Source organism: Pseudodesulfovibrio sp. zrk46 (assembly GCF_012516435.1).
GTDB lineage: Bacteria > Desulfobacterota > Desulfovibrionia > Desulfovibrionales > Desulfovibrionaceae > Pseudodesulfovibrio.
Genome location: NZ_CP051216.1, coordinates 3473588 through 3487189 on the forward strand (window position 1 = coordinate 3473588; position 13602 = coordinate 3487189).

At 45.1% G+C, this 13602-nt stretch carries 13 protein-coding genes and 5 tRNA genes; 11 read left to right on the plus strand and 7 right to left on the minus strand.

Features of this window, described 5'->3' with window-relative positions:
- The first annotated feature begins 53 nt into the window (after positions 1–53).
- Both HFN16_RS15715 and HFN16_RS15720 read left to right on the plus strand, forming a co-directional pair.
- Entirely contained in the window at positions 54–965 is a 912-nt protein-coding gene (locus HFN16_RS15715; protein WP_168891658.1) for an exopolyphosphatase, read from the plus strand.
- Positions 966–983: 18 nt separating this feature from the next.
- Entirely contained in the window at positions 984–1385 is a 402-nt protein-coding gene (locus HFN16_RS15720) for a response regulator (RefSeq protein WP_168891659.1), read from the plus strand.
- 8 nt (positions 1386–1393) lie between these two features.
- Here HFN16_RS15720 and HFN16_RS15725 read toward each other — a convergent pair whose 3' ends face one another.
- On the minus strand, positions 1394–2167 hold the full coding sequence (locus HFN16_RS15725; RefSeq protein WP_168891660.1) for a hypothetical protein: 774 nt from the start codon (positions 2165–2167) through the stop codon (positions 1394–1396).
- A 143-nt stretch (positions 2168–2310) separates the two neighbouring features.
- Between HFN16_RS15725 and sucD the strand changes: the two genes are divergently transcribed.
- Positions 2311–4389 (plus strand): succinate--CoA ligase subunit alpha, encoded by a 2079-nt coding sequence (gene sucD / locus HFN16_RS15730; RefSeq protein WP_168891661.1) that lies wholly within the window; start codon positions 2311–2313, stop codon positions 4387–4389.
- 12 nt (positions 4390–4401) lie between these two features.
- Positions 4402–5460, plus strand: a complete 1059-nt coding sequence (locus HFN16_RS15735) for a glycosyltransferase family 4 protein (protein ID WP_168891662.1) — start codon at positions 4402–4404, stop codon at positions 5458–5460.
- Positions 5461–5579: 119 nt separating this feature from the next.
- On the opposite strand, the gene HFN16_RS15740 is transcribed toward HFN16_RS15735, so the two are convergent.
- The 4 genes from HFN16_RS15740 to HFN16_RS15755 form a co-directional block, all read right to left on the minus strand.
- Complete coding sequence (locus HFN16_RS15740) at positions 5580–6035, minus strand: metal-dependent hydrolase (protein WP_168891663.1); 456 nt, start codon at positions 6033–6035, stop codon at positions 5580–5582.
- A gap of 16 nt (positions 6036–6051) precedes the next feature.
- Positions 6052–6639 carry a TetR/AcrR family transcriptional regulator gene (locus HFN16_RS15745; RefSeq protein WP_168891664.1) on the minus strand — a complete coding sequence of 196 codons (588 nt, stop codon included), beginning with the start codon at positions 6637–6639 and terminating at the stop codon, positions 6052–6054.
- Between the two features lie 200 nt (positions 6640–6839).
- Positions 6840–8000: a SufD family Fe-S cluster assembly protein gene (locus tag HFN16_RS15750; protein ID WP_168891665.1), complete on the minus strand. Its 1161-nt coding sequence runs from the start codon at positions 7998–8000 to the stop codon at positions 6840–6842.
- A 17-nt stretch (positions 8001–8017) separates the two neighbouring features.
- Complete coding sequence (locus HFN16_RS15755; protein ID WP_168891666.1) at positions 8018–8776, minus strand: ABC transporter ATP-binding protein; 759 nt, start codon at positions 8774–8776, stop codon at positions 8018–8020.
- A 161-nt stretch (positions 8777–8937) separates the two neighbouring features.
- Between HFN16_RS15755 and HFN16_RS15760 the strand changes: the two genes are divergently transcribed.
- A complete protein-coding gene (locus HFN16_RS15760; RefSeq protein ID WP_168891667.1) occupies positions 8938–9666 on the plus strand; it encodes a Smr/MutS family protein in 729 nt (242 codons plus the stop codon).
- Between the two features lie 70 nt (positions 9667–9736).
- Here HFN16_RS15760 and HFN16_RS15765 read toward each other — a convergent pair whose 3' ends face one another.
- Positions 9737–10279 carry a chemotaxis protein CheW gene (locus HFN16_RS15765; protein WP_168891668.1) on the minus strand — a complete coding sequence of 181 codons (543 nt, stop codon included), beginning with the start codon at positions 10277–10279 and terminating at the stop codon, positions 9737–9739.
- Positions 10280–10576: 297 nt separating this feature from the next.
- Here HFN16_RS15765 and HFN16_RS15770 point away from each other — a divergent pair.
- The 5 genes from HFN16_RS15770 (at position 10577) to HFN16_RS15790 (ending at position 11442) form a co-directional block, all read left to right on the plus strand.
- Positions 10577–10653 (plus strand) — tRNA-Pro (locus HFN16_RS15770).
- A 68-nt stretch (positions 10654–10721) separates the two neighbouring features.
- Positions 10722–10797: transfer RNA gene (locus tag HFN16_RS15775), tRNA-Thr, on the plus strand.
- Positions 10798–11036: 239 nt separating this feature from the next.
- Positions 11037–11112: transfer RNA gene (locus HFN16_RS15780), tRNA-Thr, on the plus strand.
- A 109-nt stretch (positions 11113–11221) separates the two neighbouring features.
- Positions 11222–11298: transfer RNA gene (locus HFN16_RS15785), tRNA-Pro, on the plus strand.
- Between the two features lie 68 nt (positions 11299–11366).
- Positions 11367–11442 (plus strand) — tRNA-Thr (locus tag HFN16_RS15790).
- A 66-nt stretch (positions 11443–11508) separates the two neighbouring features.
- Here HFN16_RS15790 and HFN16_RS15795 read toward each other — a convergent pair.
- Positions 11509–12348, minus strand: coding sequence for a flagellin (locus HFN16_RS15795; RefSeq protein WP_168891669.1), 840 nt, complete (start codon positions 12346–12348; stop codon positions 11509–11511).
- A gap of 162 nt (positions 12349–12510) precedes the next feature.
- Here HFN16_RS15795 and HFN16_RS15800 point away from each other — a divergent pair, with 162 nt between their 5' ends.
- Positions 12511–13536: a glycosyltransferase gene (locus HFN16_RS15800; RefSeq protein ID WP_168891670.1), complete on the plus strand. Its 1026-nt coding sequence runs from the start codon at positions 12511–12513 to the stop codon at positions 13534–13536.
- Positions 13537–13602: the final 66 nt, after the last annotated feature.

The following is a 13602-nucleotide window of genomic DNA, read 5'->3' on the forward strand; positions in this document are numbered from 1 at the left end:
TCATCGACCTCGATGAACTGAGCAAATTATTCGAATAGACTGGAGATTATCCCATGAGGCTTGTTACCCGCTCCGACTTCGACGGCTTGGTTTGCGCAACATTGCTCAAACACCTTGGCGAAATTGACGACTACCTCTTTGCCCACCCTAAGGATCTCCAAGACGGCAAAGTTGAAGTCACTAAAAAAGATATTCTTGCAAATGTCCCCTATGTCGAAGGGTGTGGCCTCTGGTTTGACCACCACACAAGCGAACAGGAACGGCTAGGAGACATTGAATTCGAAGGCATGAGCAAGCCTCTGCCAAGTTGTGCCAGTGTCATTTATGAATATTATGGTGCAGACAAATTCCCAGCAAGCTTCCAAGAAATGATGGATGCGGTTGACAAAGTTGATTCGGCCAATCTGAGCGCTGAAGAAATAGTCAATCCAACAGGATGGATTCTTTTAGGTTACATAATGGATCCCCGCACAGGCCTAGGACGCTACCGCGACTACCGAATAAGCAATTATCAACTAATGCTCGACATGATTGAATACTGTCGTATTCACACAGCCGAAGAAATCATGGAAATTGAAGACGTCAAAGAGCGCATTGATAAATACAAAGAAGATGAACCTAAATTCATCCAAATGCTTAAAGACAACACAACAGTTTATGACAATGCCCTTGTGATAGATTTGCGTGGTCAAGATCCAATTTACTGCGGCAACCGATTCATGATTTACTCTCTATTTCCTGATTGCAATGTAAGCATCCGCGTCATTTGGGGTTTCAAAAAGCAAAATGTCGTTTTCACTGTTGGCAAATCTATTACCAACCGAACAAGTAAAACTGATATTGGTAAGCTCATGCTCTCTTTCGGCGGCGGAGGCCATGAAGCAGTAGGAACCTGCCAAGTCTCTGAAAGTGAAGTCTCGGAGACACTGAAAAAGATAATCGACCAGCTCAACAATGACGGCTAACCTAACGAAAAGAGACAGATGTTAAAAAAATTCCTAATTGTCGACGACGATGAGCGATTTACAGCTTTAGTCGCCAAGAAATTATCTGAATACGCGCAATGTGTCGTCTCCAATAGAGGAGACGATGCACTGTTGCAATTTGAACATCACATGAGGGAGGGAACACCCTTTTATGCTGTCTTCATGGATATTGAAATGCCTCAAATGGATGGCCATGAGGCCATTGAAAGAATGAGAAGTATTGAGAACAACAACAAGATTGATCCAAGAAACGCTTTCAAACTTATCATGCTTACCGCGCATGACGATGTAAAGAACGTCAGTAAGTCCTTTTTTAAAGGCCATGCAGAAACCTACATCTGTAAATCCAATTTACATGAAAAGCTAATCCCGGAACTTCAGGCGAATAAGATCATATAACTTGCCCCTTACTCTTCTCGCAGAGCATTCATTGCAATTGTAATATCTTGCTTGCGTGCTGGGTATATTTCCTTGCAAAAGTCCTTAATAGCTTCTTTGACAGAAGAGATCCTAGGCAAATCTTGAACGACTGGCAGATTCAATCCATTGAAATCGATTCCATCGAACTTCAAATCATTATCTAATCCGCACCCATCAGTAAGGCACGCCAGCCCGATGACATCTTCACGTTCACTTTGTTCGGTATCCATCCTCTTCACGTAGCGAAGCGTACTGCTAGGAGACAGCTCGGTGTTCACTCGCTCGACCTCATCATTGATATGTTCTGCTAGAGCTCTGAGGCGTAAGTAGTGAACTGTTAAACGCTTCCTACCTGGAACATCTGGATCCGGATAATAATGCCCATTTAAATAATCATCAGCAGCTTTTTGTAACAAGTCGTAAGCACGGCATACACACCTTGCATATCGCCCTCCGCCGGTAAAGGCCCAAGGCAGCTTATCAAAAAAAGGTCTTACGTACTCTGAAGGCACAGGAATGCATGAAGGCACAATATCGAGAGCAATATAGAAGTCTCTTGCTGTAGGAGCATCAAGAAGCAGTAGGTTTAGCCTAGCAGCAGCCTGACTCAACCGTGGGACCAAACCTCTGAACTCGTCCACCATGAGCTCAAATCCCCTAATCTTATCATCAAGCTCCCTACGAGTCCCAAAATAGGTCTCAGCCATATCTGTGACAACTTCCTGCTGCAACTGGTCGGCAATATCTCTAAAATCAGTCATTAGAACTCCTAGCCTATCGCTGGATTATTATATATATACCCCCTAATCTTTTTGACCGCAATTGTGGAGAGGTATATTAGACGGTTATGACCGTCACAAGATACGCCACATAACACATTTTAATAATTGCAAAAAGGACAGCCATGCTGCTGAACGAACATAAAAGTAAGGTATTGTTTGCCAAGGCGGGCATTCCGGTCCCATCCGGTGAAGCCGTTTATCCAGGCCAGGAAAACGAATTCTCACCAAAGTTCCCTCTGCCTTGGTTTCTAAAATCCCAAGTCCTGACAGGTGGTCGTGGCAAGGCTGGCGGTATTCTACGCGTAGACGACAAAGCACAATTTGCTAACACAGCGCAAAAACTGTTCAACCTCGATATCAAAGGGCACTCAGTACCTTTCATTCGTGTTGAACCTGCCGCTGACATCCAACGCGAATTCTACCTTTCCCTGACTGTATCCCGTGAACGCAAGTGTATTCTGCTCACCGTAGGACGTGAAGGCGGTGTTGAAATCGAAAACCTTGGCACTGACAACCTTCTTGTTCAAGAAATACGTTTGCCTGGCGGCTTAGCTCCTAATCAAATTCGTGCAGCCTTCTTCCATCTAGACTTAGAAAAAGAGTACCTAGCCGGATTTGCTGCCCTTCTGAAAAATCTCTTCAATGGCATGCTGGCCAATGGCATGCTCATGGCAGAGATCAATCCGCTCGTTGTTACTGGTGACAAAGAGTTCATCGCTCTTGATGGCAAAGTAGAAATTGACGACAATTTTGCCGATATCAATACTGACATGGAAGAGTACTATCAACGTGAGCACGCCACCCATGAGGAAAATATTGCGCGCGATGCAGGACTTTCCTTTGTCAAACTCCCGGGTTGGGTAGGCCTCATGGTAAATGGAGCAGGGCTCGCCATGGCAACAATGGACCTCCTCAACTTCTCAAAACTCCCTGCAAGCAACTTCCTTGATCTTGGAGGTGCGGCAGACCAGGAACGAATGCAAACTGCTCTGGAACTGCTTTTTGGAGATGATCAGGTCAAAGCTATTTTCATTAATTTATTCGGTGGAATCCTCTCCTGTGAAAAAGTAGCTCTCGCTATGAAAGGAGCTTTGGGCGGCAAAGCCCCTGCCAAGCCCATTGTAGCACGTATGTCTGGTAAGGACGCAGAGTCTGGTTTGGAAATCCTTAAAAGTCTTGAGGTGGAAAATCTCCATATCGCCGCAGACATGAAATCAGCCATTGATATTCTCGACACCCTCAAACCTGAAAACGCAATAATTCTAGATTTCCCTGAACCTAAAACAAAGGCCGCAGAATCCTACCCGGCGTCAAATGGATACACATCTCACGCTAAATTCAGCATCGACAAAAATACGCCTATTCTTGTTCAAGGTATTACCGGCCGCGAAGGGCAACTCCACACTCGCCTAATGAAGGAGTACGGTGCAAACATTGTAGCAGGTGTCACTCCTTTCAAAGGAGGCCAGGAGATACTAGGGGTCCCAGTTTACAACTCCATAGCCGAAGCCAAACGCACCCATGATATCGAAGCATCCATCATTTTCGTTCCGCCCCGTATGGCTGCCGATGCTGTGCTAGAGGCTGCATCTAATGATATTCCATGGGTAATCTGCATTACCGAAGGCATAACTCAACACGATATGCTGACAACCTTCGAACAGATTCAAGACTCCCCTACCCGGGTAATCGGCCCCAACACACCAGGTATCATTGTTCCTGGCCAGACCAAGATCGGTATTTTACCTACTATTCCGTTTATCCCAGGTCCCGTGGCCGTTCTCTCTCGCAGTGGCACTCTCACCTACGAAGTCGCAGCCCGGTTAACAAATGCAGGCATCGGCCAGTCCTTAAGTGTAGGAATTGGTGGAGATCCTTTCATTGGAACAAGCTTCGTTGATATGTTTGAAATGATCCGCAATCACGATCAAACTAAAGCAGTTGTAGTGCTTGGAGAAATCGGCGGACAAGCCGAAGAAGATTTGGCGGAATATGTTGTTCGTACCGGCTTCGATAAGCCTGTTGTATCGTTTATCGCGGGCCGAACAGCCCCTCCAGGCAAACGCCTTGGACATGCAGGTGCTATATTAGAGAAAGGAGGCGGCATCGAACACAAACTAGAAACCATGCGACAGGCAGGATTCATCGTCTGTCCGAGCCTCGAAGTTATTGCAGAAGAAACTGCCAACGCTCTCAAATAACAGGACTCTCTCTTGAAAGTACTGCTTCTTGATTTAGGTAAAATTATCCGTGGAGGCCAACGACAGGTATTCTACCTGGCCCGCCGCCTTGCCCAAACACCAGGCTTTGAGCCACTGGTAGTCATACCAAGAAAAGCCCTTCTCCGTTCCAACTTGGAGGAGGAGGGAATACCATATACGACACTCCCATTTGCAAGTGATTTCAATCCATTGACGATCTTTCGTTTCATGCGCATTGTAGCTACATTTCAGCCAGCAATCGTGCATACCAACGACGCAAAAGGAGCTTCCCTAGCAGCACTAACCAAAAAATGTCTTGGCGAATTCAAGCTCGTTCATAGTCGCCGCGTTTCCTATCCCCTCAAACCCGGATGGAGCCGCAACAAATATCTTCTGGGTGATGCGACGGTAGCTGTTAGTCAAGAAATTCAAGAAGTACTGGAAAAATGTGGCGTGCCCACAACAAAGACTAGCACGGTACATAGTGGTATTAATGCAGATCTTTATTCTACGGATAAACACGAACATCAAAAACTAACTATTGGCGCAGTTGGCGCCCTGAGTACACAAAAAGGCTTTGAAGTTCTCATCGAATCACTTAGGGAACTGAAGAAACACTCAGAACTACCTGACTGGCAATGTCTCATTGCTGGAGATGGCCCTCTTCTTCAAGAACTCAAAGATAAGGCTGACCAACTAGGCTTAGCGGACTCTATTTTATTTCTTGGCTATAAAGACAGTCGAGAAGTTCTGCCAGAAATAGACATTCTGGCCGTACCTTCAGTAGATGGAGAAGGCTCAAACGCCGTGATCAAGGAAGGATGGGCCTCCGCAACACCTGTGATCACATCTGATCTTCCTTCCAATTTAGAACTGGTAACTCACGAACAGGACGGTCTTGTTTTCCGCAATCGCAATGCTAGCGAATTAGCAAACTGCCTTGCGCGTGTTGCCACCGATGGGAAACTAGCCCAATCCCTTGTTCGCAAAGGTGCAAACACAGTGCAACGATTCACAGACAAGACAATGGCCGACAAATACATGGCACTGTATCGGAATTTAACTGTATAAACGACAACATAATAAAGCCTGACACAAATAACGATGTCAGGCTTTTTCATTATGTCCTCGAAGCTGTCTGCTAGGAACGAAATTTCCGATCTCCTAGCTCTTACCAAATGCTCAAAAGATCAAGCAAACTCCCCATCAAGAAGTAGATGCGAAAAATAACCTGTAGCAAATGCTACATAAAAGGGAACAAAATCCTTTGCAAACTCTACACTCATTGTAACGGCTGGAACTGCCAAAATTGGGACAGGCACCAGCAACATGGCCCACCATGTATGTGTCCAACCACGATGTGATCCAATTGCGGGCAACATGGCAAAGAATCCAAGCCAAGCAGCCCAAATATATTGTTTTTGAAAGATCAACCCCAGATCAACGGCTGCGAAAACAACATAGAATAGATTCTGCCCTTTAGAATCTGTGTCAACATCAGGAAACATTGCTCCAAGAAGGCAAAATCCTATTAAACCCAAAGCGATTAGTGGATTTAGAGCCAACCAACCAAGCATAACCGAACCAATAAGTCCCATTACGGCAAAGAAAAAACCGCCGGTCAAATGACCTTTATATCCAGGCATAATTTAAATATAATAATTAAAGAGTAAAGCCCTTAGGCGTACAGACGCTACGCATGATAAAATCACACGCCTCGTCATAAAGACCAGGAATTTCATATGGCGTCAGAAACCGAGTTCGAACTGCACCAACAATATTTGCATAGACCATAAATGCAGTCTGAGTAACCGGTAGCTCAACAATAGAACCATCATTTATGCCACGTTCAAGAATCTCTTCGACCATATCGATGAGTTCCTTAAATTTTGCCCCTATCTTCTGACGATCAAGATCAGGATTATCATCGCTAAATGGTGAGCATCGGATAATAGTAGGGAAAGTCTTCTCATTCTCAATAGTAAAATCTAAATAAGCCTTAACGAAAAGACCCAAGGCATCACACCCATTAGTAGACTGTGCAATTTTATCACGCAATACAATGATCATTGTATCGATCAGTTCGCTTCCTGCCACCATAAACAAGTTTTCTTTGCTGTCGAAATAATGAAATACTAGCCCTGACGCCACTTCAGCATGCTGAGCAACCATCTTCATGGTTGTTCCTGCATACCCATATCGGGCAAACAACTCCTGAGCTGCGACCAGTATCATATCCTTTTTCGACATCAATCAATCCCCTCTGCACTTCTCATTGAACAATATAGATCGGACAATTGCCACATCGCCGATTCCCCTGAATATCAAAGAATCATTAGTACGACACTCGTCTTAATTCAAGTTCTATCTAAAAAGGACGATAAAGGCTCAGACAATAAAAGGGCGAGACCAGTCAGGTCTCGCCCTTGAAAACGTCTATTGCAAACCGATTACATAGCGTCTGACGCCTGAAGCTCTTCGATCTGCTTATCAATTTCTTTCTGCAAACGCTCAGGCAATCCCATAATATCCGTATTTAGAAAACCACGAACAATTGTGGAAGTGGCTTCTTCTTCATCCATGCCACGAGCCATAAGGTATTCAATCTCATCCTGAGCAATCTTACCGACAGACGCTTCATGAGAAAGCTCTACACCCTCTGCTGTGCCATCCAATTCTGGAATAGCCCATATACGCCCATCACCAAGAATCAGTCCCTGACACTCAAGATGCCCCTTACTTGGAATATGATACGCTCCGATATGTCCGCGATTAATAATAGTCCCGCCTGCTGCAATAGTCCTAGCAATGATCTCACAACGAGTATTCGGAGCATCCATGATCACACGATTGCCCATATCCAAATGAGAACCTTTAGGCGCCACAACCACGGAATTGAATCGAGCTACAGAATTCTCACCCGTCATCTTAATGGTCGGGTACATCTGAAGATCTTTAACCGGCTTGAGCAAAACATAATTAGAAAGGAACTTTCCTCCCTCCTCGACAATTCCAGAAGAACGAGGACGAACAGCAACGTCTTCACCCCAATTGTGAACCATAGTGAAGGTCAGGGAAGCATTCTTTTTGACAAAGAACTCAGATATCCCCAAATGTGCACCAGCTTTGGTTCCATGAGCGACAGAACAACCGGTAATAATGTGAGCTTCTGCGCCCTCTTCTATGATAACAATGTTATGGACGTTCTGCCCGACATTTTCAGATTTAAGCATTAAGCAAGACTGGATCGGATCCTTAATCTTTGCTCCAGCTTTTACACGGATAAAATAACCGCCATGAAGATTGTCATGGGCGGACTTGGTAAATTCATCTTTATCCTTGTCTACAAGAGTCCACATATACTCTTTGAGACCATCGTACTTCTTCATGGCATCCTTGATGTCCATGATTTCTACGTTCTCATCCATTGACTTGCAGTGCACACTGGACTGGTCCATCTGAAGAAACGAAGCAGAACGAGTTCCCAAATCAGAAACAACACCAGCCATAAGCAGCTGATCTTTATCTTCTTGAGAAAGGTCGGTCAGATCGGAAATGGCCTCTTGATGAAGGCCCTCAAACTGAAAATCGTTAAGATCTACATTTTTCATGATATGGCTCCGAACGGCTAGTTCATGCAACGCACGCATTCCTGATAGCCGTGCTCGCGGATATGGTCGAGAATGTCACGAGGACGACCTTCACAGCAAAGATGGCCCTTGTAGAGGACCTGGCCACGGTCAGCGTTGACGTAATCAAGAATATACCCCGTATGAGTAATGATCAGGCCTGCAGTCTTGGTCTGTTCCTTGCGTTCTTTAAGACTAAGGTCCGGAGCAATGTTAAAATTGCCATCCAAAACATCACGAGCAACTTTGCCGACAAGCTGCATATTCTCCATGTCTACGCCAGATTCTGGCTCATCAAAAAGCACTAAATCAGGCTGCTGAGCCATGAGCTGCAACAATTCTGAACGCTTAATCTCACCACCAGAGAAACCTGCATTGATGTCTCGATCCAAGAACTCAGTCATATTCACGGTTTCTGCCAGCAACTCGGGATTCACATTTCCCTTACGAGCGCAACGCTGTACCAAATGACGAGTGCGTAACCCGTGAATAGTTGGCGGCCGCTGGAAAGACATGCCAACACCCAAACGGGCCCGCTCATACATAGGAGCGTAGGTAATATCCTCACCCTTGAACAGAATCCTTCCCTTGGTGACTTCATAACCGGAGAAGCCCATCAGGGACATAAGCAGGGAGGTCTTGCCCGAGCCATTAGGGCCGAACAGGATAAAGGTCTCCCCTTCGTTTATCTGGAGATTGATTCCTTTCAGAACCTCTTTATCACCAATGTTGACATGCAAGTCTTCTATGGTCAGCATGTATTTCCTCACTTTGAGTCGATGTGCAAACAGGCTCTTTACTGGAGCCTGCACAGGAAGTCCAGTGATTGATATTGTTACGAATGCTCGTCCAATACAGTCGGACGCCCGCTAAAACGTAAGCACTGAAAAGTAAAACGCAACTCCACCGGAGCAGATATATGGGAAAAAAGAAACGCATCAAAAATCTCGGCGACCTCAAATCATTGTCGTTCAACAAAAAAGAAAAGAAAAAAGACGCCTACACTTTACCTTATGAAAAAAAGGCAAGTCATAAACTCGAAGAAGACCGTGCCCAACCTGACGACGAAGAAATATTCATGGCCGCTATGCATGGAGTAAAAAATATTAGCGGCAGTGGACGACAAGTGAGCCCTAAGGCCAAGACCGCCCCTGCACCCCTTACAATCGACCCAGAAGAACGTGCAAAAAAAGATCTACAACGCTTTCTTCGTGGCGATGTGGAATTTGAACTCGAATACACCGACGAATACATGTACGGCTATGTGCGGGGATTAGATATCAAGACCTTTCAGCAGCTCAAAGCAGGAGCTCTTAGTGTAGCCTCTCACCTTGATTTGCATGGCATGACATCTGAACAGGCTCACGAGAGCCTTCTATTCTTTATTCGGGAGAGCTATATGCAGGGACACCGCTGTGTACTGGTTGTAACAGGGCGAGGTGTCAACTCTCCTGGAGGACAATCCATTCTTCGCCGTGAAACAGAATCATGGTTGACTCGAGACCCTCTAAAACGGGCTGTCCTTGCTTTCTGTACCGCACAACCTAAAGATGGTGGTGCTGGTGCGATATATGTACTCTTAAGAAAACAAAAGAAGGCTGAAGGGAAGATTATTTGGGACAAAATGCACACATGGGAAGAAGTTTAAAGCCATTTTTCGATCAAACAAGAAAGGCCCCCATCCGATAGGATGAGGGCCTTTCTTGTTTGATCTGCTATTACGCAGGAGTTGCTGCAAGAGCTTCTTCTGCGGGAGCCTGCTCTGCTCCACCGCCAAGGCCTGCCATTTCTTTAGCCATAGCAAGCTCGTCAGCAGAGAAGATTTTATTAATATCAATAATGATGATGAACTGTTCATTCTGACGTCCCATGCCCTTGATGTATTCAGCATTGATAGCCGCACCCATCTTCGGTGCAGGCTCAATGGTATCAGGTGTCATCTCAAACACTTCACGCACAGAATCAACCAACGCGCCCATTACAGTAAATTCACCGTCGAACTCTATTTCTACAATTATAATACAAGTATCAACAGTGTCTTCGCCCTTCGACATACCCAGTTTCATCCGCATATCTACTACCGGCACAGCATGACCACGCAAGTTGATAACACCACGCATAAATTCCGGCGTACGAGGGATCTTAGTAATGGAAGTAAGTTCCAAAACTTCCCTAACAGTGCCGATATCCAAGGCGAAGATTTCCTTGCCAAGCGTAAACGTCAAAAACTGGTTGATATCTTTCAGGGCTTCATCAGTCATTTTCATTCCCCCGAGTTATTGAGGATTTTTCAACGTGTCTCCCGTCCGCCCTTCCGGACATTGACTCTGACGGGCACCCTTTACTAAAAAAACGATCATATCGTTATCCTTCAGATATACTTCAATTTCGAAAAAAACCATTATAAATGTGAGTTAAAAACATTTTTTAACTCAATTGAAGCACGCATGCCATGGTCCAATAGCATGAATATCAACAATAAATTAAGACAATTTGACTTTTTTTCTAAAAAACCAGTTGACATCTCATGAGGTCACACGTAGAAACACTCCTCGCGTCGGGATGTAGCGCAGCCTGGGAGCGCACTTGAATGGGGTTCAAGGGGTCGGAGGTTCAAATCCTCTCATCCCGACCAAACGAAGAAGTACCCCGGTGAGCCGACGAGATATTCGGCTCACCATTTCTTCGAAAAAAGACCATAATGCTGACGTAGCTCAATCGGTAGAGCGCATCCTTGGTAAGGATGAGGTAGGCAGTTCAATCCTGCTCGTCAGCTCCATTTTCAGGCCATCTGTAATCAGATGGCCTTCTTTTATGTGAAGCCCCCACAGAGAACACTAGTAAGAATTCACGCGACACAATTCAGTATAATACGAGTCAACAACTCTTCTACTTCGCCACTATCAAAGGAGAGCCAAATTGATTTTCTATAAATTTTAAGTTGCCTTTTCAAGCCAGTTTATGTAGCTACTTTTTCCGGCAGAGAGGAGTCCATATATCTGCTTTGCCATCAAGAATGCTGACGTAGCTCAATCGGTAGAGCGCATCCTTGGTAAGGATGAGGTAGGCAGTTCAATCCTGCTCGTCAGCTCCAGAAATAACAACGCCATCTCTCCTGATGGCGTTTTTTTTATTTTTCTTTTTATTTGGCTTTTCAGGGGGTTGACATCTGTCCAACTCTCACTTAGAAACACTCCTCGCGTCGGGATGTAGCGCAGCCTGGGAGCGCACTTGAATGGGGTTCAAGGGGTCGGAGGTTCAAATCCTCTCATCCCGACCAAACGAAGAAGTACCCCGGTGAGCCGACGAAATCTTCGGCTCACCATTTCTTCGAAAAAAGACCATAACGCTGACGTAGCTCAATCGGTAGAGCGCATCCTTGGTAAGGATGAGGTAGGCAGTTCAATCCTGCTCGTCAGCTCCATATTTAAAGGCCACTAGGTAATCCTAGTGGCCTTTAAATATGGAGCTGACCAAAACACAAAGCCCCCTATCCGTTAGTATCGATAACTCCGCCAGTATTTCGGGCAATGAGATCAGCCAGCAACTTTTCCAAAGAGTAATCAGGACTAGATGGCATCCTGTACTGAACAGCTTGATCTAATAATTGCGCCTGCCCTTCAAGCTGAATTTTCTGAGACTCCAAAGTGTCGGTCTTACTCTCATACATATCTTCAACAGTGGAAGAAAACGACTTCAGATTGTCAACATAGCTCTTTTGGGTCGCCAACGAACCATCTAACGCTGCCCCACTAAGATCAGACCAATTGACCGAGGAGCTCCCTGCGTCAACGGCATGAAAAGAAATATTGAAACCTCCATTCGTACTAGACTGGATGTACACTTGCCCACCAGCTGAAATTTGGTCGGTTCCCCATTGAGAACTATCCAGCATATAAATTCCATTGAAATCAGTGGAGCTTATCGTACCGGTAATCTTATCTTTAAGGGCATTATAATCGGCTTGGACGACACTGCTAGATGCGTCTAAATCTCCAGCTTCTATATCTTCGATAATCTTTTCCATAGCTTCCAGAGAATCTACAATATCAGCCATAGCATTCTTGGCTACACCCATCATTGAAGCGGCTTCACCGACATTACGACCTGCCTGACGTGTTGAATCTGCATCAGCACGAAGAGAACCTGAGATTGCCTGCTCAAACGGATTGGTAAACGTCTTAGCTTTCACAGCTTCGCCGAGCACCATGCTCCGCAAATCTTGCCCGACTCGAGATGCTCCAAACAACTGATTTGTTAATAAATCTTGCTGAAGAAGCTGCTGGGAATAATTCACTATGAAATTCTTTTCCACATCGGTAAGAGCCATATATTCTCCTGACGAAACTTATGCTTTTCCGTCTATTATATCGGCCAATCAAGATGTTTCTTTAGAGGAGGAGGAACATTTTTTAAAAACCGGATTTCAACGCACTCCCTCTTGATTTCATTAAACCAAGTCATGTACACAGTGTGAAAATGGAAGAAATATATGCGAATACTCAACATTGACGGACATTACTTCGTAAAGCCATTCCGCAAAATGGGGCATGATGTGCTGACCATTGGTCCACGCAGCAATAGCGATATCGTGCTTAGCAAGGCCATTTCTCTAAGAGGATTATTGAGAATTCTCGAAAAGCACAACTTTCACCCCGACCTGGTTGTTTGGAGTGACATATGCAAACCCCCATCAGTACTTGGCTTTGAGGCTCTTCCTGCAATCACAGTTGGTTATTCAATCGATCAATACTGCAACCCATGGCATGCTCCTTATAGAGCAGCTTTCGACCTGATGTTGGTGGCCCAAAAAGACTACCTCCCCATGTTCGAAGATAAGCAATTGCACAATAAATATGAATGGGCTCCCCTCTTTTGTAATCCCCACAAAGATAAGAACTTGAATCAGGAACGAGACATCCCTTCAAGCTTTGTAGGAACGGTTGAAGGCTCAATCAACAAGGCACGAAGATCATTTCTGAATGCCTTCAAAAAAGGACATCCATTAATAATTACACAAGGCAATTATGTGCCGATTTACAACCGCTCCCAAATAGTTTTGAACCAAAGCGCCGTTGGAGAGTTGAATTTTCGTATCTTTGAAGCCATGGCCTGCGGTGCAGTAGTGCTCACAGAAGACACAAATAATGGACTACACGACCTTTTCACAAACGGTAAGAACATCCTCCTCTACCCAAGAGGCAACCCCATGGCGGCCGCAACAATCGCTAAAACAGCCCTGTCGAGCCCTGATGAATTGAATGCAATAGCCTGCCGTGGCCGTAGAGAGGTAATGGCATACCATTCATCTACAGTCCGGGCGAAGTACATTTTGAGTAAAGTACATGAATTGGCTAACTCCGGGCCAACATGGAGGCTGCAGAACCAATCTATCATACGAAAATATATGGCTAATACATGCAACATGCTTGCAGTAGACGAAGCCCTGCCTCTAACCGAGGACCATCGTGAATTTTACATTCAAGTTGGCAAGCAAATGCAGGCCGCTTCGATATAACTAAACAACAAACCTCAGTAATTACACAAAAAAAAAGGGCCGATCACAAGATCGGCCCTTCGTATT